The organism is Comamonas sp. B21-038 (assembly GCF_022387135.1).
Lineage (GTDB): Bacteria > Pseudomonadota > Gammaproteobacteria > Burkholderiales > Burkholderiaceae_C > Comamonas > Comamonas sediminis.
The window spans coordinates 1,611,371-1,634,873 of sequence record NZ_CP092462.1; the positions used below are offsets into that span (position 1 = coordinate 1,611,371).

Annotated in this window: 20 protein-coding genes; 12 read left to right on the forward strand and 8 right to left on the reverse strand. The window is 65.4% G+C overall.

Features of this window, described 5'->3' with window-relative positions; genetic code table 11:
- Nucleotides 1–21: 21 nt before the first annotated feature.
- Genes MJ205_RS07270 through MJ205_RS07280 form a run of 3 tightly spaced genes read right to left on the reverse strand, consistent with a single transcriptional unit; the run spans nt 22 to nt 5,057 of the window.
- On the reverse strand, nt 22–3,186 hold the full coding sequence (locus tag MJ205_RS07270; RefSeq protein ID WP_239811835.1) for an efflux RND transporter permease subunit: 3,165 nt from the start codon (nt 3,184–3,186) through the stop codon (nt 22–24).
- A 3-nt stretch (nt 3,187–3,189) separates the two neighbouring features.
- Nucleotides 3,190–4,386, reverse strand: coding sequence for an efflux RND transporter periplasmic adaptor subunit (locus MJ205_RS07275; protein ID WP_239811836.1), 1,197 nt, complete (start codon nt 4,384–4,386; stop codon nt 3,190–3,192).
- A complete protein-coding gene (locus tag MJ205_RS07280) occupies nt 4,383–5,057 on the reverse strand; it encodes a TetR/AcrR family transcriptional regulator (protein WP_239811837.1) in 675 nt (224 codons plus the stop codon). Before MJ205_RS07280 ends, MJ205_RS07275 begins: the two co-directional genes overlap by 4 nt.
- A 203-nt stretch (nt 5,058–5,260) precedes the next feature.
- On the opposite strand from MJ205_RS07280, the gene msrA reads away from it, so the two are divergent.
- Nucleotides 5,261–5,812, forward strand: a complete 552-nt coding sequence (gene msrA / locus MJ205_RS07285) for a peptide-methionine (S)-S-oxide reductase MsrA (protein ID WP_239811838.1) — start codon at nt 5,261–5,263, stop codon at nt 5,810–5,812.
- Between the two features lie 76 nt (nt 5,813–5,888).
- Entirely contained in the window at nt 5,889–6,386 is a 498-nt protein-coding gene (locus MJ205_RS07290; RefSeq protein WP_239811839.1) for a Fur family transcriptional regulator, read from the forward strand.
- 2 nt (nt 6,387–6,388) lie between these two features.
- Here MJ205_RS07290 and MJ205_RS07295 read toward each other — a convergent pair whose 3' ends face one another.
- Entirely contained in the window at nt 6,389–7,339 is a 951-nt protein-coding gene (locus MJ205_RS07295) for a DMT family transporter (protein WP_239811840.1), read from the reverse strand.
- A gap of 298 nt (nt 7,340–7,637) precedes the next feature.
- On the opposite strand from MJ205_RS07295, the gene MJ205_RS07300 reads away from it, so the two are divergent.
- Both MJ205_RS07300 and MJ205_RS07305 read left to right on the forward strand, forming a co-directional pair.
- Nucleotides 7,638–9,026, forward strand: a complete 1,389-nt coding sequence (locus MJ205_RS07300) for a phosphomannomutase/phosphoglucomutase (RefSeq protein WP_230776853.1) — start codon at nt 7,638–7,640, stop codon at nt 9,024–9,026.
- A 15-nt stretch (nt 9,027–9,041) separates the two neighbouring features.
- Nucleotides 9,042–10,391: a 3-deoxy-D-manno-octulosonic acid transferase gene (locus tag MJ205_RS07305; RefSeq protein ID WP_239811841.1), complete on the forward strand. Its 1,350-nt coding sequence runs from the start codon at nt 9,042–9,044 to the stop codon at nt 10,389–10,391.
- A gap of 13 nt (nt 10,392–10,404) precedes the next feature.
- On the opposite strand, the gene MJ205_RS07310 is transcribed toward MJ205_RS07305, so the two are convergent.
- Nucleotides 10,405–11,673, reverse strand: a complete 1,269-nt coding sequence (locus MJ205_RS07310; protein ID WP_239811842.1) for a purine-cytosine permease family protein — start codon at nt 11,671–11,673, stop codon at nt 10,405–10,407.
- A 180-nt stretch (nt 11,674–11,853) separates the two neighbouring features.
- Between MJ205_RS07310 and MJ205_RS07315 the strand changes: the two genes are divergently transcribed.
- A complete protein-coding gene (locus tag MJ205_RS07315) occupies nt 11,854–12,765 on the forward strand; it encodes a pseudouridine synthase (protein WP_239811843.1) in 912 nt (303 codons plus the stop codon).
- 55 nt (nt 12,766–12,820) lie between these two features.
- Here MJ205_RS07315 and asd read toward each other — a convergent pair whose 3' ends face one another.
- Nucleotides 12,821–13,669: an archaetidylserine decarboxylase gene (asd, locus tag MJ205_RS07320; protein WP_239811844.1), complete on the reverse strand. Its 849-nt coding sequence runs from the start codon at nt 13,667–13,669 to the stop codon at nt 12,821–12,823.
- 229 nt (nt 13,670–13,898) lie between these two features.
- Between asd and MJ205_RS07325 the strand changes: the two genes are divergently transcribed.
- Entirely contained in the window at nt 13,899–15,095 is a 1,197-nt protein-coding gene (locus MJ205_RS07325; protein ID WP_239811845.1) for an HPP family protein, read from the forward strand.
- 169 nt (nt 15,096–15,264) lie between these two features.
- Here the strand turns inward: MJ205_RS07325 and lptG are convergent, their stop codons facing one another.
- Nucleotides 15,265–16,359 (reverse strand): LPS export ABC transporter permease LptG, encoded by a 1,095-nt coding sequence (gene lptG, locus MJ205_RS07330; protein WP_239811846.1) that lies wholly within the window; start codon nt 16,357–16,359, stop codon nt 15,265–15,267.
- Nucleotides 16,356–17,456 carry an LPS export ABC transporter permease LptF gene (gene lptF / locus MJ205_RS07335; protein ID WP_239811847.1) on the reverse strand — a complete coding sequence of 367 codons (1,101 nt, stop codon included), beginning with the start codon at nt 17,454–17,456 and terminating at the stop codon, nt 16,356–16,358. The genes lptG and lptF overlap by 4 nt, the downstream gene beginning before the upstream one ends.
- 23 nt (nt 17,457–17,479) lie before the next feature.
- On the opposite strand from lptF, the gene MJ205_RS07340 reads away from it, so the two are divergent.
- The 6 genes from MJ205_RS07340 (at nt 17,480) to MJ205_RS07365 (ending at nt 23,423) form a co-directional block, all read left to right on the forward strand.
- Nucleotides 17,480–19,054, forward strand: coding sequence for a leucyl aminopeptidase (locus tag MJ205_RS07340; protein WP_239811848.1), 1,575 nt, complete (start codon nt 17,480–17,482; stop codon nt 19,052–19,054).
- Between the two features lie 14 nt (nt 19,055–19,068).
- Entirely contained in the window at nt 19,069–19,521 is a 453-nt protein-coding gene (locus MJ205_RS07345) for a DNA polymerase III subunit chi (protein ID WP_239811849.1), read from the forward strand.
- 3 nt (nt 19,522–19,524) lie between these two features.
- Nucleotides 19,525–20,262: a hypothetical protein gene (locus tag MJ205_RS07350; RefSeq protein WP_239811850.1), complete on the forward strand. Its 738-nt coding sequence runs from the start codon at nt 19,525–19,527 to the stop codon at nt 20,260–20,262.
- Between the two features lie 161 nt (nt 20,263–20,423).
- A complete protein-coding gene (locus tag MJ205_RS07355; protein ID WP_239811851.1) occupies nt 20,424–21,476 on the forward strand; it encodes a methionine ABC transporter ATP-binding protein in 1,053 nt (350 codons plus the stop codon).
- A gap of 20 nt (nt 21,477–21,496) precedes the next feature.
- A complete protein-coding gene (locus tag MJ205_RS07360) occupies nt 21,497–22,162 on the forward strand; it encodes a methionine ABC transporter permease (RefSeq protein WP_239811852.1) in 666 nt (221 codons plus the stop codon).
- 142 nt (nt 22,163–22,304) lie between these two features.
- Nucleotides 22,305–23,423 (forward strand): DUF6817 domain-containing protein, encoded by a 1,119-nt coding sequence (locus MJ205_RS07365; protein ID WP_239811853.1) that lies wholly within the window; start codon nt 22,305–22,307, stop codon nt 23,421–23,423.
- Nucleotides 23,424–23,503 lie beyond the last annotated feature (80 nt).

Consider the following 23,503-nt stretch of genomic DNA (forward strand, 5'->3'; position numbering starts at 1 on the left):
AAACCCCCTATTTTAGGCCGCTTAGCGTTCCATAGCGGGGTGCCGCCACTTTTGGGCGGCCCATTTCGCAAAATCATCGAGGTAGCAGTAGACCACCGGCACCACCACCAGGGTCAGCAGCGACGAGGTGATCACCCCGCCGATGACCGCCTGGCCCAGTGGCGCGCGCTGCTCGGCGCCTTCGCTCATCGCAAAGGCCAGTGGCACCATGCCAAACACCATGGCCAGGGTGGTCATCAAGATCGGGCGTAGCCGCACCTGGGCGGCCAGCAGCAGCGCCTGCTCGCGCGGCAGGCCCGGCACGGTCTGGCCGTCCTCTGCCAACTGCGGCTGGCGGGCCCGTATCGCAAAGTCCACCAGCAAAATTGCATTTTTCGTGACCAGGCCCATCAGCAAGATGACGCCGATGATCGAGAACATCGACAAGGTCGTGCCGAACATCATCAACGTGAGCACCACGCCAATGAGGGTCAGCGGCAGCGAGGTCATCAGCGCCAGCGGCTGCAAAAAGCTGCGGAACTGGCTCGCCAGGATCATGTAGATAAAGATCACCGCCAATGCCAGTGCCGACAGCGCGTAGCCGAACGATTCCTGCATGTTCTTGGTGCTGCCGGCAAATTCGTAGCGGTAGCCGGGCGGGAAGGTGGTTTGCGCCAGCACCGCGCGGATATCGGCCGCCACCTCGCCAGCGCTGCGCTGGTTGGCGTTGGCATTGAAGGCGACTTCGCGGTTCATCGCCCGGCGGTTGATGCGGTTGGGGCCGGTGGTTTCGGTCAAGGTCGCCAGCTGGCTCAGGCGCACGGTATGGGGCTGGCCATTGGCGCCCATCGCCGTCAGCGGCAACTGGGCAAGCATGTGCGGGTTCTCGCGCGCCTCGGGTGCCAGGCGCACCCTTACGTCATAGGTCTGGTTGTCGCCGGCGCGCCAGTTGCCGACGGTGTCGCCTTCCACCAGGGTACGCAGCGCGGTGGCTACCTGGCCCATCGGCAGGCCCAGGTCGGATGCGGCATCGCGGTTGAACTGCAACTGCACGATGGGCTCGCGCTCGAGCACGCTGCTGTCCAGGTCCACCAGGCCAGGGATGTGCTGCAGGCGCTCGCTCACCTGGCGCGCCAGGCGCTCGAGCTCCCGCAGATCGGGGCCTTGCAGCGAGAACTCCACCTGCTTTTGGCCGCCCACGGCCTCCAGCAGGCCCACATGCGTGACCTGGATGCCGGCAATCTGGTTGAGTTCGGCGCGCAGGCTGGCCGATATTTGCTGCACATCCTGGCTGCGCTGGCTGCGGTCCACCAGGCGCACATACATGCTGGCGTAGTTCTTGCCATTGGCATTGCCGGTGTTGATCGTCGTCAGGGTGTAGCGCACGGCCGGGTTGCGGCGCACCACGTCCTCGACCTGGCGGGCGCGGGCTTCGGTGGCCTCTACCGAGGCGCCCACCGGCACGTTGAAGCGGATCTGGGTTTCGGAGAAATCGGCGCGCGGCACGAACTCGGTACCCAGCAGCGGCAGCAACAGCAGGCTGAGGATGAAGATGGCCAGCGCCACCAGCAGGCTGGCCAGGCGGTGGCGCAGCGCCCAGGCCAGCAGGCGCTGGTAGCCAGCGCTCAGCTGCTCGGTCGCCGCCTCAAAGCCGGCCAGTGCCCGGCCCAGCGCGCGTGCGATCCGGTTGCGCGCAGGCTTGCCGCCGGGGTGCACGCTGGGGTCATGCCAGACGCTGGAGAGCATCGGATCCAGCGTGAAGCTGACAAACATCGACAGCAGCACGGCGACCACGATGGTCAGGCCAAACTCATGGAAGAACTTGCCGATGATGCCGCCCATGAAGCCGATGGGCAGAAACACGGCGACGATCGACAAGGTGGTGGCCAGGACGGCCAGGCCGATCTCCTGTGTGCCCTCCAGCGCCGCACGGTAGGCGGACTTGCCCATCTGCAGATGGCGCACGATGTTTTCCCGCACGACGATGGCGTCATCGATCAGCAGGCCCACGCACAGCGACAAGGCCATCAGGGTCACCATATTGATCGTGAAGCCAAAGGCATACATGAAGAAGAAGGTGCCGATGATGGAGATCGGCAAGGTCAGGCCGGTGATGACGGTGGAGCGCCAGGAGTGCAGGAACAGAAACACGATCAGCACGGTGAGCACGGCGCCTTCAACCAGGGTCTGGCGCACGTTGTCCACGGCCACGCGGATCGGGCGGGAGGCATCGGCAATGGGCTCCAGCCGCAGACCCGGCGGAAGCTCGGGCGTGATTTCGGCCACCGCGCGGCGCAGGCCGTCCACCACCTCGATGGTGTTTTCCTCCTGCGATTTCTGGATCGACAGCAGCAAGGTGCGGGTGCCGTTGTACAAGGCCAGGTTTTTGAGCTCCTGCGCGCCATCCTGCACCCGGGCGACCTGGTGCAGGTAGATGGGCGCGCCGTTGCGGCGGGCCACAATGATCTGGTTGAAGTCCTCGGGCCGCTTCATGCGCGAATCGATCTGCACCAGCCGGTCCTGCTCGCGTGAGCGCACCGAGCCCAGCGGCAGGTCCTGGTTCTCGCGGCGCACGGCGTCGGCCACTTCGCTGGCCGAGATGGACAACGCCTCCATCTGCTGCGGGTTCAGGTAGACATTGATCTCGCGCGGTGTGCCGCCCACCAGGCTCACGGCACCCACGCCGCGCACATTCTCCAGCCGCTTTTTGAGCACTTGGTCGGCCCAGGAGGTCATCGCGATCGCGCTGGGCGGCGTGCCCCGGCTGGGGTCAGGCAGCAGCGCCACTGACCAGACGGCGGCATCGGCCGGGTCAAAGCGGATCACGCGCGGGTCTTTGACCTCGTCGCGCAGCAAGGGGCGCACGGCGGCGATCTTCTCGCGCACATCCTCGGCGGCCCGGCGCCCGTCCACATAGATCTGGAACTCCATGATGATGACGGCCGTGCCTTCGTAGCTGCGCGAGGTGAGCGCGCTGATGCCGGCCACCGCGTTGACGGCTTCCTCGATCTTCCTGGTGACTTCGCTCTCGACGATCTCGGGCGCGGCGCCGGGATAGTCCACCGTGATGACAACCACCGGAAAATCGATGTTGGGGAACTGGTCGACCTTGAGGCGCTGCAGCGAAAACAGGCCGAGCACCACCAGTGCGGCCATCATCATCGTGGCCAGCACCGGGTTGTTCAGGCTGAGGCGGGTGAACCACATGGATCAGGACGCGGGCGACGCGGGTGTGGCGGGTACGGCTTCGGGCGCCAGCCGCACCGGTGTGGCCTCGCGCAGCTGGCCGACCTGGCCGCCCAGAATGCGCTGGCCGGCCTGCAGGCCTTGGCTGATGGCCACCCAGGTCTTGCCATCACGCTGGCTGCGCGTGCCCAGCAGCACGGGCTGGTGCTGCACCCGCAGCGATTCGCCTTGGGGGCTGAGCAGCTGCACATAGGGTTCGGGCTTGTCCGTGCGCACGGCGGCCAGCGGCACGGCAAGGGTCTGCACCTGGCCGGTGGCCAGTTGGCCTTGCAGGTACAGGCCTTGGCGCAGCGCTGGTGTTGCAGCGCCTGCGGGCGCGGCTGGCGGCGCAATGCGCAGGTACACCGTCACGCTGCGGCTGTTGGCATCGGCCTGGGGGTTGATGCGCACCACCTGGGCGCTGATGGTCTGGGCGCTGCCATCGACCTGCAGCTGCGCCGTCTGACCCAGGCGCAGTTGCAGCGAATCGGCGGCGGGTATCTGGGCCTGCAGCTCCAGCTCACGCAGGTCGACGACCTCCAGCACACTGGCGTCGGGACCCACCTTCTCACCATTGCTGACCCATTTGCGGGCCACCTGGCCCTGGATGGGGCTGCGCAGCACGGTATCGCTCAGGTTTTTGCGCAGCACATCGGCCGCCGAGCGCGCTGCCTGGTAGTTGGCCTGCGCGGCCTGCAGCTGCGACTGCGACGATTCCAGCGCCGTGGCCGAGATAAAACCCTGGTTGGCCAACGCCCGGTTGTTGTCGTACTGGCGCTGCTGGATATCTTGCTGCGCACGGGCGGCATCGGCCTGCTGCTGGGCCTGCGCCAGTCGGGCCTGGCTCTCGGTGCTGTCTACGCGTGCGATGACCTCGCCGGCCCGCACCGGGTCGCCTTCGCGCAGCTGCAGCTGCTGCAGCTCACCGGCGATGCGGGCCTTGATGGTGGCGGAGTGCACCGCCTGCACCGTGCCGCTGATGGGCAGGCTCAGCACCAGGGTCTGCGGCGCCACGGTGATCGCGTCGCTCGCGGCCAGTTGGTAGACGGCCTGCGCCTTGGCCTGTTCGGCCTGGGCCAGCGCTTGCTGGCGCTGCTGCTGGGTTTTTACGCCACGCCACAGCCCGCTGGCAAGCAGAGCGACGACCACGGCGGCAGCCAGCCATGGCAGGATGCGCTTCATGGGGCACTGCCCTTGGACGGGTGCCCCATGCCATGCATCAGCGCATCGGCCTGCATCTGCAAGAAGCGGGGGATATCAAAATCGGGATCGGGCAAGCAGATACCGCCGGTGCTTTTGACGCTGGCACAGAAGATCAGCGGGGCCAGCACCAGGGTCACGCCATAGTCCAGATCGATGGGGGCCAACTCACCGCGCTCCATGCCCCGGCGCAGCACGCGCTCGATCAGGCGGTTGCCGGGCAGTACCACTTCCTGACGGTAGAAGGCCGCGATCTCGGGAAAGTTGTGGGCTTCGGCCATAACCAGGTGCGGCAGGCCGCAGGCCTTGGTCGAGCCAATGCGCTGCCACCAGACCTCGTAGCAGTAATGGATCAAGGTGGCCGTGTCGTGCTGGTAGGTGTCCAGCTCCAGATCCCACTCGGCAAAGCGGCTGCTGAGCACATGGCGCACCACCGCCTGGAACAGCTCTTGTTTGCTCGGGAAATAAAGAAACAGCGTGCCCTTGGAGACACCGGCCTGGCGGGCCACTTCTTCGACCTTGGTGGCTGCATAGCCTTTGCTGACAAACAGGTCCAGCGCCGCATCCAGCAGCTCGCCAGGCCGGGCCTCCTTGCGGCGGCTGCGGCGGGGCGCAGGCGTGGCCAAAGCAGGTGGAGAGGGCGGGGTGGACACGGTGGGCAGCGCAATCAAACAGTTAATGACCAATGGGTTAGTAATGTAGGCGGCTGCCCGCCACAAGTCAAGCGAACGACCTGAAACATATAGAGCCAGCGTTGGCATCAGGCTGTCTTTTTCTCTGTTAAAAATGGTCCTGTCTCACGGCTTGCTTCTCAGCGCCGGAGCCGATGTTTTGCCTTAATGTTGCCGGAGTCATCATGTCCAGTGAAAGCCAGTCCCCCGTGGAAAAAATCTATCTTGCCGGAGGTTGTTTTTGGTGCACCGAGGCGGTTTTCGGGCGGGTGCGGGGCGTCGTCAAGGTCGTCAGCGGCTATGCCAATGGCCAGATCGCCAACCCCAGCTACGAACAGGTCTGCACCGGCACCACGGGCCATGCCGAATGCGTGGAACTGAGCTTTGAGCCGCAGGTGCTGCCGCTGGACAAGGTGCTGCACATCTTTTTTGCAACGCATGACCCGACCACGTTGAACCGCCAGGGCAACGACGTGGGGCCGCAGTACCGCAGCGGCATCTACACCACCACGCCCGAGCAGCTGGCCCAGGCCCAGGCCTTCGTCGACAAGCTCAATGCCTCCGGCCAGATGGGTGCGCCGGTGGTCACCGAGGTGGAGCCGCTGCAGCACTTCTGGAATGCCGAGGCGTACCACCAGGACTATTTCGACAACAACCCACGCCAACCCTATTGCACCTATGTGGTGGCGCCCAAGGTCGACAAGCTGGAAACCCGTTTTGCAGACTGGTTGAAGTAGCACTGCGTGGGTGCCGGGCGCGGGCGATGGGCATAATGCAACACAATTGCATCAAAGCCATTCCGCCCCGCCACCGATGTCCGCCCGTACCCCATCCCCTGCCACTGCCGCTCTCAGTGTGCAGTCCCTGCCGCCCGGCATGCGTGCCACGCGCGCTACCAAGGCTTTGCTGGCCCTGGTCGGTGGCCAGCCGGGCGTGCAATGGTCCGTGGCCGAGGTGCAGGCGCGGCTGCAGAAGATGGGCGTCGAGGTCAACCGGGTCACCAGCTACCGCTTGCTCGATCGCCTGGCCGCTGCCGGCAAGCTGGTCAAAAGCGTCGATGCCGAGCGGCTGACGCGCTATGCGCTGCGTGCGGACGCGCCGGAGCCGCTGCAGGTGCGCTATGAATGCACCGACTGCCATTCGGTACAAAGTCTGGCCGAGCAAGCCGGCGACGCGGCCACGGCGCAGGTCAACCAGGCGATGGCGCAGTACCTGCAGGTGCTGCAGGAGCAGGGGCTGGCACCGGAGCAGACCGAGTTGCGCCTGCAGGGCCTCTGCGCCGACTGCAAGCACGAGCACAAGAAAGCCTGATCTCAGCGCTGTTTGCCGCCAATCAGCCCCGTAGACAGCATGGTGCCGCCAATCACCACCGCGCCGCAGCCCAGCATCCAGGCGGTGATGGGCTCCGCCAGAAACCAGTTGCCATAGACCAGCGCAAATACCGGCGCCAGAAAGGTGACCGCAATCGCGCGGCTGGGCCCGGCGGTCTGGATGATCTGGAAATACAGGATGTAGGCCACGCTGGTGCACAGCAGCGCCAATGCGGCAACGGCCAGCCAGGAGGTCCAGGACGGCGTCTGGCTGGGCCACATCGCAACCGTGGGGACCAGCAGGCACAGGCTGGCACCGATCATGCTGCCGGTGGCCGTGGCCAGTGGCGGCACGCCCACCAGGTAGCGCTTGGCAAAGCTGGCCGCCACGCCATAGCTCAGCGACGCACACAGGCAAGCGGCGATGGCGGCATAGGCGCTCCAGCTGGCCGCCCCTGCGGTGGCGGGTTTGTCATGCAGCGCGAGCAGGGCCACGCCGCTAAAGCCGATCAACAGCCCGGTGACGCGCAGGCCGGTGATGCGGTCACCCAGCCAGAGCCAGGCCACCAAGGCCCCAAACAGCGGAGCACAGGCGTTGAGCACCGAGGCCATGCCGGTGGGCATGTAGACCACCGCGTAGGCAAACAGTGAAAACGGAATGGCCGAATTGATGATGCCGGAGAACAACACTGGCTTCCAGTGCTGGCGCAGCGCAGGCCATTCGCCACGCATCAGCATCACCGGCAACAGGAACAGCGCGGCCAGAATGACACGCAGGCCAGCGGTAGGCACCGCCCCGAACTGCGAGGCGCCCAGGCGCATGAAAAGAAAGGACGCGCCCCACAGCACCGCCAGCAGCACAAAAGGGGGCAGCCAGCGGCTGGCGCTGGGCGCCGCCGACAGGTGGGAATGACCAGGGGCGGAGGCAGTCGCTGAGGAAGGGTTGGGGGGCATAGGTTCTCGCAAGGGCAGACTGCATGCTAGCGGGCGCCGCGCTGGCCATTGGTGACATTCTTGCGGTGTATTGATGCGTGCCGTGCAAAGGGCAGTGAAAGGGCCGCAGCGGCGCGGCCCATCCGCCTGTGCGCGGGCCCGGTGGCGCGTCTGGCGGCGCTGCGCCCTGGCCGCCAAATGGGCAACTGGCTGGCCCTGGCCCGGAGCGTGCCTACAATAGCTGTCTCGCAGTGATGGCGCGGCTTCTCCAGGAGGCCGTTTTTCATGCCTGTTCTGCGCCAACAACAAGGTGAGTTCTGTGCCGATTTCTTCGACAATCTTCAAAGCCTATGACATCCGCGGCGTCGTGCCGAGCACGCTCAACGAGAGCGTGGCACTGAAGCTGGGCCGCGCATTTGGCCAGCAGGCAATTGCCGCTGGCGAGCTGGTCGTCGCGGTGGGGCGTGACGGACGGCTGTCCGGCGATGCCTTGAGCCGCGCGCTGATGCAGGGCCTGGTGGAGGCCGGTATCGAGGTGATCGATGTGGGCCGTGTGACCACGCCCATGCTGTACTTTGCCGCCAGCACCTTGTGCCACAGCGGCATCCAGGTGACCGGCAGCCACAACCCCAAGGACTACAACGGCTTCAAGATGGTGCTGGCCGGCCGCGCCATCTATGGCGAAGAGATCCAGAAGCTGCGCCAGATCATGGAAAAGGAATGCTGGCGCTTCCAGGGCGGCGGCAAGCTGCGCGAGGAGGATGTGACGGCAGCCTACGTCGAGCGCATTGTCTCCGACATCAAGCTGGCCCGCCCGATGAAGATCGTCGTGGACAGCGGCAACGGCATTGCCGGTGCCACCGCGCCGGGCATCTTCCGCGCGCTGGGCTGCGAGGTGACCGAACTGTTCTCCGAGGTGGATGGCAACTTCCCCAACCACCATCCGGACCCCAGCAAGCCCGAGAACCTGCGTGACCTGATCGAGGCACTGCAGACCGGCGATGCCGAGCTCGGCCTGGCCTTTGACGGCGATGGCGACCGCCTGGGCATCGTGACCAAGGACGGCCAGAACATCTACCCGGACCGCCAGATGATGCTGTTTGCCCAGGACGTGCTCTCGCGCGTGCCTGGTGGCGAGATCGTCTATGACGTCAAGTGCTCGCAGCGCCTGGCGCCGGCGATCGAGGCCGCAGGCGGCAAACCGGTGATGTATAAGACCGGGCATTCGCTGATCAAGGCGCGCATGCGCGAGACCAATGCGCCGTTGGGCGGCGAGATGAGCGGCCATATCTTCTTCAAGGAGCGCTGGTACGGCTTTGACGACGGCACCTATGCCGGCTGCCGCCTGCTGGAGATCCTCAGCAAGGCGCAAAATCCTTGCGCACTGCTGCATGCGCTGCCCAGCAGCTACAGCACGCCCGAGCTCAATGTGGAATGCCAGGAGGGCGAACCGCACAAGCTCAGCGCCCAGCTGCAGGAGATGGCGGCCGATGTGTTCAGCGAACCCGCCCAGATCAATACGATTGACGGGCTGCGGGTGGACTGGCCCGATGGTTTTGGCCTGATCCGTGCGAGCAACACCACGCCGGTGCTGGTGCTGCGCTTTGAAGGCCACACGCAGGCAGCGTTGCACCGCATCCAGAACGAGATGAAAGCGCTGCTGCTCAAGGTCAAGCCCGATGCCGTGGTTGGCAGCGCGTCGCACTGAAGCGCGGCTGATTCCATGGGTTTGAGCCTGATGCTCTACGGCTGGGTGGCACGGCTTGCCCGCCCGCTGGTGCGGCGCAAGCTGGCGCGCCGCGCGGTGCAGGAGCCCGGCTACGCCCAGATGGTGGAGCAGCGTTTTGGCGATTACGGCGATCTGCCGCGCTACCGGGCGGTGCCCGAGATGCCGCTGGTCTGGATCCATGCGGTATCGCTGGGCGAGACCCGTGCTGCGGCCATCCTGCTGCGCGAGTTGCGGCTGCAGATACCCGCATTGCGGCTGCTGCTGACCCACGGCACGGCCACTGGCCGTGAGGAGGGGCGAAAGCTGCTGCTGCCTGGCGATATCCAGGTCTGGCAGCCCTGGGATGACCGCGCTAGCGTGAACGCGTTTTTGCGCCATTTCCGGCCCTCGATCGGCATTCTGATGGAGACGGAGATGTGGCCGGGCCTGGCTGCTGGCTGCCAGCGCGAGCATGTGCCACTGGTGCTGGCCAATGCCCGGCTCAACGAAAAATCCCTGCGCGGTGCCCAGCGCATGGCCTGGCTGGCGCGCCCGGCCTACCAAAGCTTGCGCTCGGTGATCGCGCAGACCGAGGCCGATGCCGCACGCCTGCGCGCCGCAGGGGCCGAGGTCACCGCCGTGCTGGGCAACCTCAAATTCGATGTCGAACCCGATGCGGTGCAACTGGCCCAGGGCCAGGCCTGGCACCAGGCGGCAGGCAAGCCGGTGGTGATGCTGGCCAGCAGCCGGGAGGGCGAGGAGGTCCTGTGGCTGCAGGCGCTGGCACAGCTGCGCAGCAGCGGCCCGGAAGCGGCAGCGAAGGTGCAATGGCTGCTGGTGCCGCGCCACCCGCAGCGTTTTGACGAGATTGTGCAATTGCTGCAGCGTGCCGGTTTGCAGGTATCACGCCGCAGCCAGTGGCAGGAGGGGCCGCAGCCTGCCGATGTGTGGCTGGGCGACAGTATGGGCGAGATGCAGCTGTACTACGGCCTGGCCGATGTGGCGATGCTGGGCGGCAGCTTTGCGCCTCTGGGCGGCCAGAACCTGATCGAGGCGGCCGCCTGCGGCTGCCCGGTGGTGATGGGCCCGCACACCTTCAACTTTGCGCAGGCGGCCGACAGCAGCGTGCAAGCCGGTGCCGGGCTGCGCGTGCCAGGCATGGACGAAGGTCTGCAGCAGGCCGTGGCCATTGCCACCGACAGGGCCAGCCACAGCCGCATGCGCCGCGCAGCGCTGCAGTTTGCGCAGGCGCACCGGGGTGCGGCCAAGGCGAGCGCGCAGCTGGTGGCCGCCGTGCTGGAGTCGACGGACGGTTTTGTCAACTCGAGCTTCGAGGCCTCGCTGTTCGACGAGGATTCTGCCTAGCCAGACCAGGCTTTCAGGCCCTGGAGCGGGTGGCAAACGCCAGCACAAAGGTCAGCGCCAGGGTGGGCAAGGCCGATCCCGCTTGGGGCGCCCAGGCGGCCAGGCCGTGGTAGAGCGCAATGCCGCCCAGCCACAGCGCTAGGGGCAGCAGGTGCACGGCAGCCTGCGCATTGCCAGGCTGGTAGCCACCCCAGGACAGGCGGCCCAGAATCACGCCAAACAGCGGCACAAAGATGGAGCTGAGGGTCAGCAAAAAGGGCTCGAGGCTGTGCATCGGCAGCACCACGGCCAGCGCCGTGCTGGCTACAGCCATCGCAATGCCCCAGCCGCGCACGCCCCAGCGCGGCAGCAGACTGTGGGCCGATACTGCGCCCGAGTAGGCATCGCCATAGGCATTGTCCACCTCATCGAGCAGCACCAGCGACAGTGCAATCAAGCCGCCCTGGGCCAGCAGCAACGCGGCAACCAGGTCGGTGCTGGGCAGCACCAGGGCCACCAGCACGCCCAGTGCATAGCACCAGATATTGGCAATGCCAAAACCGATCCAGGTGCCGGCCAGGGCGCTGTGGCCATCGCGCCCGTAGCGGGCATAGTCGGCCACCAGCGGCAGCCAGGAAATGGGCATGGCCACCACCAGGTCGAGTGCGGGCATCACGCCCATGCCGCCGGCGCCGGGACGGCTCCACAATGCAGGCAGGCCCTGCTGCACTGCCATGCCCACAAACTGCCAGCTCAGCCACAGCAGCGACAGCACCACCAGCGGCAGCGCGATGCGCGAGATCAGCTGGCGCACCAGCCGCACCATGGAGCCGGTCATCAGCGCCACCAGCAGCCCGCCCCAGAGCAGGGTCGCCAGCCAGGGCCAGTACGCCGCCTGCATGCCGCCGGCCTGGCGGCCAATGGCCACCGTGGATTCGCGCATCACGACCAGCTCGAAAGCACCCCAGCCCAGCAGCTGCACGATATTGAGCAGTACCGGCAGCTTGGCAAAGTGGCGGCCATAGACATGGTGGATCAGCGCGGCGCTCGACAGCCCCGTGTCGCATCCGATCTTCCCCACCCAGGCCAGCAGACCCGCTCCCACCACCGAGCCGCCGATGATCGCCATCAGGGCCTGCTGCGTGGACAGCGCGGGCATCAGATAGGCGCCGACCTGCATCACCAGCAGTCCCACGCCCAGGCTGAACCACAGCGAGGCCAGATGCCAGCCGTTGAAAACACGCTCTTGCGCAGTGACGGGATGGAGGGCGAGGTTGGAGGCGGACGATGCGTTAGCAGTCATGGTCTGTTATTTTTTGGAGTGCTGCGAAAGAGGCGGCTGCGCAGGGCGGCCCCGGGCGCCTAGAAGTGCCGCTATTGTGCCCAGCCTGCAAGACCCTGGGCGGATATTGACGATCTCTACCAGGTTGCCGCGCGCGCAGGCCGCCCACCTTCGCTCGGGTTGACTACAATCGCCTCCGAGATGACGATACAGACCGACCCGACTACCTGGATGCGCGAGGGCGTGAGCCCCAGCTGCGTGGTGCTGCCTTCGCGCGGCGGCGGGCTGCTGCTGGATTTTCTGGCCCAGCGCCTGCCTCTGGTCACTGCTGCGCAGTGGCTTGAGCGCATGCAGGCGGGCGATGTGGTCGATGGAACACGCCGGACCTTGGGGCCGGCGCAGGCCTTTGTACCCGGCATGCGGGTGTACTACTGGCGCAAGGTGGAGCGCGAGCTGCCCATCCCTTTCGATGCCGATGTGCTGTACGAAGACGAGCGCCTGCTGCTGGTGGACAAACCGCATTTTCTGCCGGTGCTGCCCACCGGCAAGTACGTGCAGAACTCACTGCTGGTGCGGCTGAAGAATGCGACTGGCAATGCCCATCTCTCCCCGCTGCACCGTATCGACCGCGACACTGCCGGGCTGCTGCTGCTGTCCAAGGATGCGGCCACGCGTGGCCAGTACCAGGCCTTGTTCCGCGACCGGGCGATGGACAAGACCTATGAGGCGGTGGCGCCGTGGCGGGCAGACCTGGTGTTTCCGCGCGAGCACCGCAGCCGCATGGAAGAGAGCCAGCGCTTTTTTCTGATGCACGAGGTGGCTGGCGCCCCCAATAGCCACAGCCATATGGAGCTGCTGGAGCAGCAGGGCGCCTGGGCGCGCTACGGTCTCAAGCCCGTCAGCGGCAAGCGCCACCAGCTGCGCGTGCACATGGCTGCCTTGGGGCTGCCGATCCGCAATGATGCCTTCTACCCCGAGGTCAATGATCCGCCAGAGGGTGATTTCTCGCGGCCCTTGCAGCTGCTGGCACGCGAGCTGCGCTTTACCGATCCGGTGACCGGGCAGGCGCATGTGTTCCGCAGCCGGCGCCAGTTGCTGCCCCTGGTGGGCTGAAAAACTAAGCCGCCTGGGCGGCGGCTTGGTGGGGTATGGACCAGATCGATCCGCATCAGCGGCTGAGCGTACCCATGGCCTCGCCCAGCCGCACGGGCTTGGCCGCTGCCCAGTCGGGGTTGAAGGTGCTCTTGCCTTCGGGCAGCAGCAGCACGATGGTCGAGCCCAGCAGAAAGCGGCCCATCTCATCGCCTTGCTCCAGCACGATCGGCTGGGTCTGGTAGTCCCAGCTGCGCACCTTGCGCGAGCGCGGGGGATTCACCTGGCCATGCCAGGTTGTGTACATGCTGCCCACGATGGTGGCGCCGACCAGCACCATGACGACAGGCCCGATGCGCGATTCAAACACGCAGACCACGCGCTCGTTGCGTGCAAACAGGCCCGGCACGCCACGCGCGGTGACCGGGTTCACCGAGAACAGATCACCCGGGACATAGAGCATCTTTTGCAGCTTGGCGCGCAACGGCATATGGATGCGGTGGTAGTCGCGGGGGCTCAGATAAATGGTGGCGAACTGGCCGTTGGTGAACTGCGCGGCCAACTGCGCATCGCCGCCGAGCAACGCCGTGGTGCTGTAGCTGTGGCCTTTGGCCTGGAAGATCTGGTCCTGTGCGATGGCGCCGCACTGGCTGATGGCGCCGTCGACCGGGCAGACCAGATCGGCCTGGGCGATCGGCCGCACACCTTGGCGCAGCTCCCGGGTGAAGAAGTCGTTGAAGCTCTTGTACTGCGCAATATCGGGCTGCGCTGCCTCATCCATGTTGACCTGGTACTTGCCGACAAACCAGCGGATGAAGCTGGTGGTTGCGCCGCCCAGCTCCGCCGATGCCAATGAGCCGGCCAGCGCGGTCATCCATTTCTTGGGCATCAGGTATTGGGGCAAAACAGCAATTCGATCGCGCATGGTCAGGGCCGTCACAGTAAACCGCCGATTCTATCGACACTGTGTCGTTCGAATGACAAATTGCGTTGTGAAATGCAGCTTTTGTCGGTCATGTGCTGACAATTTGTCGCCAAATGCCTGGTGGCGATGACGATGCCGCCAGCAGGGGTGACAGCAGCGGCTGGGTCTGTAGTCCGGGGCCTGATTATGATGGCGGACCTCCCGCCTTCATCTCGCTCTCTGCCGCGCCATGTCTTCTGCACGTCCGCCATCGCCACCCAGATCTTCGCCGGGCACCACCAGCCGCCGCGCGCGGCTGCAGCTGTGGTGGCGCAACTTTTTGCCATCGGCCGCGCATGTCAACGGGCTGGAGCTGGCGCGCATGGTGGTGGGCGCGATGGTGGTGCTGTGGCTGACCGGTCTGGCCAGCCAGACCTGGGGCCAGCATGACCACACCCCCTGGCTGTTTGCCGCGATGGGGGCCAGCGCCTTGCTGCTGATAGGCACGCCATCCAGCCCGATGGCGCAACCCTGGCCGGTGATTGGCGGCTCGCTGCTGTCGGCGCTGGCGGGATGGGTCGCAGTGCTGGTGTTTCCGGATCCGCTGCTGGCTGCGGCGGTGGCGGTGGGTCTTGCCATCATGGTGATGGTGGTGCTGCGTTGCCTGCACCCGCCGGGCGCTGCGCTGGCCATGTGGATGGCCATCCAGGGCTGGCACGATGTGTCGATCCTGCTCAACCCGGTGGCGCTGAACCTGGTCGTTCTGGTGCTGCTGGCCACCGCCTACAACCGCATGACCGGCAAGCGCTACCCCGCGCCCCAGCACAGCCAGAAGCCGCAGGCAGTGCAGCCATCGCGCGCGTCCAGCGCACACATCGAGGGCGGCGATCTGGATGAAGCACTGGCGCGGTTCAACGGCGTGCTGGACGTGAGCCGCGCCGATCTGGAAGCGCTGCTGCAGGGCGCAAGCCAGGCGGCCTTCAAGCGCACGCTGGGCAATGTGCGCTGCGAGGATGTGATGTCCCATCCGGTGCATGCGACGCGGCCGGAGAGCAGCATCAAGGATGCCTGGTCGCTGATGCAGCAGCACCGGGTCAAGGCCTTGCCGGTGGTCGATGCTGCGCAGCGGGTGGTGGGTATCATCACCGCCACCGATCTGCTCAACCATGCGCTGACCGCCACCCCGGCCGCGCTCAGCAGCAAGCTCAAGCACTGGGTGCTGCGCAAGAAAGACGCTGGCCAGCTGGTGGGCGACCTGATGACGGCCGAGGTCTCCCAGGTAGGCAGTTACGACCGCATGGTGGACCTGATTGCGGTCTTCTCGCGCGCCAAGCTGCACCATGTGCCGGTCGTCAACCAGCAGGGCAAGCTGGTGGGCATCATCTCCCAGACCGATCTGATGCGCGAGATGGCGGCGGCGCTGTCGCTGCCGCGTGACGATGCCTGAGCGGAAGTTTGAGTAATCGCCAAGAATTAGCAAAGCCCTGCAGTAGCGATGCTACAGGGCTTTGCTCTTCAGAACGGGGACTCCGCCCTGGGGCTTGGTCGCTGGGCTGGAAAACCTCTGCAGAACCCTTGCCCGACGCAGGGAGTTTGCAGAGGGTTCCCAAGCCCCGCTATCTTCGCAGCACCAGCCAGCTGAAGGCGCCCAGTGACAGCAGCGAGTAGATCAGCCCCGGCGCAGCAGCAGTCAGCATCGGGTGCCAGTTCTGCAGGTTGCCGGCAAAGCCGAACACGTTGTTCAGCAGGAAGAAGCTGATGCCGGCCATCACGCCGCCAAACACATAGCCGGTGATGCCGCCCGAGCGGAAGTGCAGGTAGGCAAAGGGCAGGGCGAGCACGACCATCACCAGGCAGCTGATGGGGTAGAACACCTTGCGCCACAGCTCGATCTCGTAGCGCTGCGCACTTTGGCCGTTGGCCTGCAGGTGGCTGACGTAGAGGAAAAGGTCGTAGGTACTCATCTGGTCGGGCTTGAGCACGGCGGCGGCCACCATGCTGCTGGTCACCGACGTCGGCCAGTCCATCGTCTCCAGGTTCTTGACTTCGACACGCGCCTGGCGCTGGTCGCCCAGGTAGTAACGCTGCTCCTGGATGTGGTGCAACTGCCAGACGCCATTGCCAAACTTGCCACCGGCAGCGGTCAGCTGCATCTGGATGCGGCCCTGGTCATCGAAGCTGTAGACCCGCACACGCTGCAGATCGCCTTCGGGCGAGATGGCGCGCACATTGATGGCGGCCATGCCGTCCTCGCGCTTCTCGCGCAGCCAGGCGCCGGTGCGGCCGGTGCTCAGCTGGCCAAAGCGCTGGGCACGCACCAGCTGGCTCGCCTGCTCGCCGGCGGGCGCCACATAGTCGCCGATCGCAAAGGTCAGCACGACGAAAGCCAGGCCAATGCTCAGCAGGCTGCCCAGTGCCTGCCAGGGGCCCAGGCCGCTGGTGCGCAGGATGGTGAACTCCGAGGTCTGCGCCATACGCGCCATCACAAAGATCGTGCCGATCAGCACCGTGATCGGCAGCAGCTCGTAGATGTGGTTGGGGATGTTGAGCGCCACGCTCAGCAGCGCATCCTTGAGCTCATAGGTGCCGGTGCCGATCCAGCGGAACTCGTCGACGAGGTCAAAGAAAAAAAACAGCGCCAAGAAGGCGAGGGTGACAAAGCCGACGGTCACGGCGATGTCCCGGTAGATCATTTTGCGGAAGGTCTTCATGCGCGGCTCCCCTTGCGGCGTACCCATTGCAGGAGCGAGAACTGCTGGTTGCGGCTGAGCAGCAAGGTCCAGGCGAGCAGGGCTGTCAAGCCGTGGATAAGAACGAATGAGAGCGGCAGCGAGGCTTTGCCCGAAGACACCCAGTTCTGGGCAAAGGTCATGAGGTTGTAATAGACGATGAAGGCAAACAGCGCAAACACCAGGCTGCTGCTGCGGCCCGCCCGCGGGTTGACGCTGGCCATGGCCAGGCCCAGCACGACAAAGTTGATCGCGGCAATCGCCAGACCCAGGCGGTAGCCCAGCTCGCCCAGCAGGCGGGGCTCCTCACTGGCCATCAGCTGGCGGGTGGGGATGTTCTTGACGGCGCCCATGTCATTGGGGTCGATCGTGGCAGCACTGCCGATGCGGGTGCCGTATTCCTTGAAGTCACTGACCTTCAGCCCGGGGTTGTCCTTGGTCTTCTCGACGCGCTGGCCATCGTTGAGCACGGCGACGCGCGCATTCTCCTGCACTTCCAGGTGTGCGCTCTTGGCGGTGGTGACGGTGTCCTTCTTCTCCTCGTTGGTCACGATGAAGACATTGCTCGCTTCGAGGTCCGAGTTGCGATCGCGGTCGATGAAGAACACGCGCGAGCCGTCCGACGATTCCTGGAATTCCCCTGGCGCGATGCGGTCGACGTCGCCGCGCTGTTCATACTGGGCGCGAAGCTGCACAATCTGCTGGTTGGCCCAGGGCCATACCAGCAGGGCCAGCACGGCGATGACCACCATGATCGGCCAGGAAAAGCGCATCAGCGGACGCAGAAAGCTGACCAGACTTTGCCCACTGCTGAACCACACGGCCATTTCGCTGTCGCGGTACATGCGCGACAAGGTCGCCACCACGGCGATGAACAGGCAGAGGCTCAAAATGGTCGGCAGCTGGCCCAGCACGGTATAACCCATCACCAGCAACACATCGGAAGGGTTGACGCTGCCGCGCGAGGCCTGGCCCAGCACTTTGATGAGCATCATCGTCATCACCACAGTCACGAGCACCACCAAGGTGGCGCCAAAGCTGCGGGATAGCTCTTTACGGATCGAGGAATCGAATAACATTGGCGAGAAGGAAAGCACCGATTATGAACTTTGAACTCAAAACTCTGGATTTGGCTTCGGCCGCATTGCAGTCCGGCGATCTGCTGATCGTGCTGGTAGCCGACAAGCAGCCCAAAACCAGTGATGCATTGTCCACCCTGATTGCGCACGCGCAGAAAAATGGTGATTTTGAGGCAAAAACCGGCAAGTTGCTGGCCATGTATGCGGTGCCCGCCATTGAAGCCCGTCATTTGTTGCTGTTGGGCGTGGGCGACGGTTCGCCCCAGGCCGTGCGCCAGGCGCTGGCGGCCGTTTCCGGCCCGCTGACGCGCGAGGGCATCGGGCGCGCTGCCGTGGTCAGTGCCCAGCCGTTGGCCGACGCCGCTTTGCACGCGCTCGTGCAATGCCTGGCCGACAGCACCTATCTTTACCGCACCACCAAGCCGTCGGCCAAGGCAGTGGGACTCCAGTCCGTGGTGCTGGGCGCGCCCAATGCTCCGGCGCTGGGCCAGGCGTTTGAAGTGGCCAAGGCCACCGCGCAAGGCGTGGCCTTTGCCCGCGAATGGGCGAACCGCCCCGCCAACTACGCGACCCCCAAGCTGCTGGCCGAGGCCGCTGAGTCGCTGGCTGCTGATCACAAACGCATCAAGTGCAAGATCCACAAGCCCGAGGACGTGGCCAAACTGGGCATGGGCTCATTCATGGCCGTGGCCCAGGGCTCCAAGGAGCCGCTGCGCTTCATCGAGCTGCACTACCACGGCGCCAATAAGGACAGCCAGCCGGTGGTGCTGGTCGGCAAGGGCATCACCTTTGATACTGGCGGCATCTCGATCAAGCCTGCGGGCGACATGGACGAGATGAAGTACGACATGGGCGGCGCCGCCAGCGTGCTGGGCACCTTCCGTGCGCTGGCCGAGTTGAAGCCCGAGATCAATGTGGTCGGCCTGATTCCCGCCTGCGAGAACATGCCTGATGGCGCGGCGGTCAAGCCCGGTGATGTGGTCACCAGCATGAGCGGCCAGACCATCGAGATCCTGAACACCGATGCCGAAGGCCGCCTCGTGCTCTGCGACGCTCTGACGTATGCCCAGCGGTTCTCGCCCAGCGCCGTGGTCGATATCGCCACCTTGACTGGAGCCTGCGTGATCGCGCTGGGCGCGCAGCGCAGTGGCCTGTTTTCGAACAACGACGCACTGGCCCAGGCGCTGCAGACCGCCGGCGACCAGGCGCAGGACCACTGCTGGCGCATGCCGCTGGATGACGAATATGCCGAAGGCCTGAAGACCAACTTTGCCGATGTGGCCAATGTGGGTGGCCGCCCGGCGGGGGCCATCACGGCCGCCAAGTTCCTGCAGCGCTTTGTCGGCACCATGGCCTGGGCGCATCTGGACATTGCCGGCACCGCCTGGCGCGGCGGCGCCAAGAAGGGCGCCACGGGCCGCCCCGTGGGCTTGCTGCTGCAGTACCTGCTGAGCAGCGCCCAGAGCGCAGCGCCTGCCGAGCAAGCCAAGACCGTCAAGCCCGCCAAGGCCAGCAAGACAGACAAGCCTGTGGTGCTGGACAAGCCGGGCAAGGCGGCGGTCAATATCGACGGCGCTGACAAGGCGGACGCCCAGTAAGCACAGCCTGCCTTATGACGACCTCGACGACGGTAGCGTTTCACTTCAACGCGCCCAGCAAGCTGGCCTATGCCTGCAAGCTGGCGCGCAAGCTCCAGCGCATGGACATTCCGCTGGTGGTCCTTGGTGAGCCGGCCATGGTAGCCCAGCTCGATGAGGCCCTGTGGTCCTTTGGCGGTGCCAGCCAGTTTCTGGCCCACTGCCGGGGAGACGCAGAGATGGATGTGCTGCAGCGCTCGCCGACGGTGCTGGTCAGCGATCTGGCGGGCAGCCTGCCGCACACCCGGGTGCTGCTCAACCTGGGCACGCAGATGCCTGCCGACGTGACCCGCTTCGAGCGGGTGATCGAGGTGGTCAGCGCCGACGATGAGCAGGACCGGCAGCAGGCCCGGGCGCGCTGGCGCGCCTATGCGGCCATGGGGTACGACATCGAGCGCCGCGATCTGGTGATGAAGACGGAGGACTGAGCCATGACCGAGTCCCGCATTCCCCCGAAGTTTGTGCCCACGCTGACCGAGGAAGCCGCACAGGACGCGGCCGACGCGCTGGCCCAGGGGGTGCCCGCTGGGCCAGCCGCTGCCGCTGCCGCAGCGGCTGACAGCACACCGTCCAGTGTCGACGTGTTGCGCAGGCGCCGCGATACCGATGCACCGGCCTCTGGCGCATGGGCAGCGCCGGTGCCTGCTGACGATATTGCCGATCTGCCGACCTACAGCGGCTGGGCGCAACAGACCGATGCGGCGCTGCCGCTGGGCAGTGGCGCGCAGGCCTGGGCAGCGCCTGAACCCGTGCAAGGCGAGCGTGCAGACACGCATGACCTGGTGCCAGCCTTGGCGCCAGCGCCGTTCACCGCGCCGCTGGCCGGGGCCGGGGCGGTGGTGGATGACAGCGCGGGCCTGGCGGCACCCGGCCATGTGCAAAGCTCGCAAGGGGCCGAAGGCGCCGGGGTGACCGATGCCGCCAGCCAACTGGTTGAATCGGCTGCCGAAACGGCCCAGGCGCTGGAAGACGCCATCACCCGCCGGGTGACGCGGCGTGTACAGGAGACCCTGGATACGCGGCTGTCGGCTGCGGTGCTCAAGGTGGTGGAGCAGCAGACGGCGTTGCTGCAATCGTCGCTGCAGCTGGAGATCGACACGACCATCCGTGAGGCAGTGGCGGACGCCGTGGCTGGCATTCTGCGCGAATCCCGCGGAAAAGGCGGATAGCCATCTGCTTTTTGATATCAAAAATGACCTGCTGAAATAACCGGCGGTTGTAAAGAACTAAAATTTCGTTCTTTGCTGCTGTCTGTTGCATCGCTTACAGTACGGCTATTCACGGTTTTTCAAGCGCCCGCTTCAAGCTGCAGGGCGCTTTCTTTATTCCAATGATTGAACTACGGGGTATCACCCAAACCTATCCGGGCAAAAATGGTCCGGTCCAAGCACTGCGCGGTGTCGATCTGAGCATTGCCGCTGGTGAAGTGTTTGGCATCATCGGACGCAGCGGGGCGGGCAAGAGCTCGCTGGTGCGCAATATCAACCTGCTCAACCGCCCGACCACGGGCCAGGTGGTCGTCAATGGCAAGGAGCTGACGGCAATGGACGATGCGCAGCTGCGCGCCGCGCGCCGTGAGATCGGCATGGTGTTCCAGCACTTCAACCTGCTGTCGTCCCGCACGGTGTTTGACAACGCCGCGCTGCCACTGGAGCTGGCGGGCATGGGCAAGGCCGCGATCAAAAAGCGCGTGGACCCGTTGCTGGACCTGGTGGGCCTGGCGGCGCTGAGCGACCGCTACCCCGCGCAGTTGTCTGGCGGCCAGAAGCAGCGTGTGGGCATTGCACGCGCTTTGACCAGCGAGCCCAAGGTGTTGCTGAGCGACGAGGCCACCTCGGCGCTCGACCCGGAAACCACCCGCTCGGTGCTGGCCCTGCTCAAGCAGATCAACAAGGACATGGGCCTGACCGTGGTGCTGATCACGCACCAGATGCAGGTGGTCAAGCAGATCGCCGACCGCGTGGCGGTGATGGAGGCGGGCAAGGTGGTGGAGATGGGCTCGGTCATCGACGTCTTCACCCGCCCACAGCAACCCATCACCAAGAGCCTGATCGACGAGATCGTGCCCCAGGAGCTGCCCGCCAGCGTCATCGACCGGGTGCGCAGCCTCAATGGCGCGCTGTCCAGCGGCCAGGGCAAGCTGCTGCGCCTGTCCTATGCCGGCAACCTGGCCTACCAGCCCATTCTCTCGCGCCTGATCCGTGACTTTGGCCTGGATGTGAGCATTCTCAACGGCCAGGTCGATGAGATCCAGGACCAGACCTTCGGCTTTCTGGCGGTTTACGCCAGCGGCGATCTGGCCCAGCTCAACGCCGCAGTGGAAGCGCTGCGCGCCTCGGGCGTGATGGTGCAGGAAGTCAATACCGAGGCCTCGGCCGCCTAACACCCGCAAAGAGGTCATCGATGTTTGAGAATTTTTCTGAAATGATGCTGCAGCTGTTTGCCACCTCGTTGTGGGAAACGCTGATCATGGTCGGCATATCCGGCGTGGCCGGCGCGCTGATCGGCATTCCGCTGGGAGTGTTCCTGCGCCTGACGGACCATGGCGGCATCCTGCAAAACGGCGCTGCCAACAAGATCGTCGGCTGGCTCGTGAATGCCGTGCGCTCCACGCCCTTCATCATCTTGCTGGTGGCGATCATCCCGTTCACCCGCTTCATCACCGGCTCGTCCATCGGCACGGCCGCGGCCATTGTGCCGCTGACCCTGGCTGCAGCACCTTTCATCGCCCGCCTGGTGGAGACCTCGCTGCGTGAAGTGGACCATGGCCTGGTCGAAGCCGCGCAAGCCATGGGTGCGACCTCCTGGCAAATCGTCTGGAAGGTGCTGCTGCCCGAGGCGCTGCCCGGCATCGTCGCAGGCCTGACGATCAGCTTTGTCTCGCTGACCGGCTACTCGGCGATGGCTGGGGCCATTGGTGGTGGTGGCCTGGGCGACCTGGGTATCCGCTATGGCTACCAGCGCTTCCTGCCGGACATCATGCTGGCTGTGGTCGTCATCCTGATCGTCTTTGTGCAGCTGGTGCAAAGCCTGGGTGACTGGGCGGTGCGCCGCCTGAGCCACAAGTAATCCGCTGCTCCAAACGGTGGCCCCAGCCCATGTGCACTGCGCATGGGCTTTTTTCCATCGCCAGCGGCGGCTGTCGCCCAAGGGCGTTGCGCGCGGTGGGCTCTGCCTACAATGCAGCATTGCCCACGCTTTGGAGACCGCCATGAATGCCGCCTTGCCCACTGCCACCGCACATGCCTTGCCGCTGCAGGCGCTGGACCCGGCCCAATGGCTGCGGGCCAAGCCCTTGCTTGACGAGAACTGGATCCATGCCCACCCGGCGCTGGCGCGCGCCTTGCCGGTGGTGCTGGCCCGCGATGTCGGTCAGGACTGGCACAAGGCCGGCACCTTTCGCCACCATCTGCTGGGGGTGACGCGCACGCTGCAGCTGTGGCAGCAGCCCGAGGATGTCAAACTGCTGGGCCTGCTGCACAGCGTCTATGGCAATGCCTTTGTGGACCTGGTCAAGTTCGATGCCAGCAGCGAGCGCAGCCAGCTCGCGGCGCTGGTGGGCGAGCCGGCCGAGCAGCTGGTCTACGAGTTCTGCGTTCTCTCGCGCGCCCAGTTTGTACAGAAGGTGCTGGCCGGTGCCATCGAGCCCGATGGCGCCGTTCTGCTGGACCACCAGGGCGCGCCACGCCGCGTCGAGCCCTATACCGTGGCGGCGTTCATCATCGTCAGCATGGCCGACACCATCGAGCAGTGGTTCAGCTGGCAGGACGATATTTTCTCCAGCTTTCCGCAGGTGCCCCAGCGCCCGCAAAAGGCGCACTGGATGGCCTCGCTCTGGCCCGGCCCGATGCGGCCCAGCGGGCGCATGCTGTCGCAGATTGCCAGCCTGGGTCTGGCCTTGCAGCACCCGGGCTTGCAGGGCCTGCTGCCCACGCCGCCGGTGTTTGCCAACTGCACGCAGGGCCTGAGCCCGGCGGCCGATGCGGCGGCCGCGTCGCTGTACTGGTCGGTGATCCAGCAGGACCAGCCGCTGACCGATCTGGATGTGGCCACCGGCGTGCTGGAGCAGGCGGTGCAGCTCAATCCCTGGGTGGGCGAGCCGCAGATGGTGCTGGCCCAGCTTTACCTCAGCGCCGGGCGTGATGCCGATGCGCTGGCCGCTGCCGACAGCGCGCTGCAGTGCTTCAGCCAATGGGGCAATGCCTGGGACAAGCGCGTGCAATGGGATGCCTGGGTCGCCTGGACCCGCATCCTGCAGCAGCACGCCAGGAATGGCAACTGGCCCGAGCGCCTGGACAAGCTCAACAACGTCGCGCTGCGGCCGGAGTGACAGCGGTTTGGCAGCGGTGGGCAGGTTGTAAGCAAATGGCAAAAAGTTCTTTGTTGCGTTGCAAAATCGGGCGTACATTT

Coding starts and splice junctions, on each gene's coding strand:
- MJ205_RS07315 (WP_239811843.1), top strand. CDS start 11,854: ATGACGATACAGACCGACCCGACTACCTGGATGCGCGAGGGCGTGAGC.
- MJ205_RS07305 (WP_239811841.1), top strand. CDS start 9,042: ATGGGTTTGAGCCTGATGCTCTACGGCTGGGTGGCACGGCTTGCCCGC.
- asd (WP_239811844.1), bottom strand. CDS start 13,669: ATGCGCGATCGAATTGCTGTTTTGCCCCAATACCTGATGCCCAAGAAA.
- lptG (WP_239811846.1), bottom strand. CDS start 16,359: ATGAAGACCTTCCGCAAAATGATCTACCGGGACATCGCCGTGACCGTC.
- MJ205_RS07275 (WP_239811836.1), bottom strand. CDS start 4,386: ATGAAGCGCATCCTGCCATGGCTGGCTGCCGCCGTGGTCGTCGCTCTG.
- MJ205_RS07290 (WP_239811839.1), top strand. CDS start 5,889: ATGTCCGCCCGTACCCCATCCCCTGCCACTGCCGCTCTCAGTGTGCAG.
- MJ205_RS07355 (WP_239811851.1), top strand. CDS start 20,424: ATGATTGAACTACGGGGTATCACCCAAACCTATCCGGGCAAAAATGGT.
- MJ205_RS07365 (WP_239811853.1), top strand. CDS start 22,305: ATGAATGCCGCCTTGCCCACTGCCACCGCACATGCCTTGCCGCTGCAG.
- MJ205_RS07350 (WP_239811850.1), top strand. CDS start 19,525: ATGACCGAGTCCCGCATTCCCCCGAAGTTTGTGCCCACGCTGACCGAG.
- MJ205_RS07345 (WP_239811849.1), top strand. CDS start 19,069: ATGACGACCTCGACGACGGTAGCGTTTCACTTCAACGCGCCCAGCAAG.
- MJ205_RS07325 (WP_239811845.1), top strand. CDS start 13,899: ATGTCTTCTGCACGTCCGCCATCGCCACCCAGATCTTCGCCGGGCACC.
- MJ205_RS07340 (WP_239811848.1), top strand. CDS start 17,480: ATGAACTTTGAACTCAAAACTCTGGATTTGGCTTCGGCCGCATTGCAG.
- MJ205_RS07360 (WP_239811852.1), top strand. CDS start 21,497: ATGTTTGAGAATTTTTCTGAAATGATGCTGCAGCTGTTTGCCACCTCG.
- MJ205_RS07310 (WP_239811842.1), bottom strand. CDS start 11,673: ATGACTGCTAACGCATCGTCCGCCTCCAACCTCGCCCTCCATCCCGTC.
- MJ205_RS07295 (WP_239811840.1), bottom strand. CDS start 7,339: ATGCCCCCCAACCCTTCCTCAGCGACTGCCTCCGCCCCTGGTCATTCC.
- MJ205_RS07270 (WP_239811835.1), bottom strand. CDS start 3,186: ATGTGGTTCACCCGCCTCAGCCTGAACAACCCGGTGCTGGCCACGATG.
- lptF (WP_239811847.1), bottom strand. CDS start 17,456: ATGTTATTCGATTCCTCGATCCGTAAAGAGCTATCCCGCAGCTTTGGC.
- msrA (WP_239811838.1), top strand. CDS start 5,261: ATGTCCAGTGAAAGCCAGTCCCCCGTGGAAAAAATCTATCTTGCCGGA.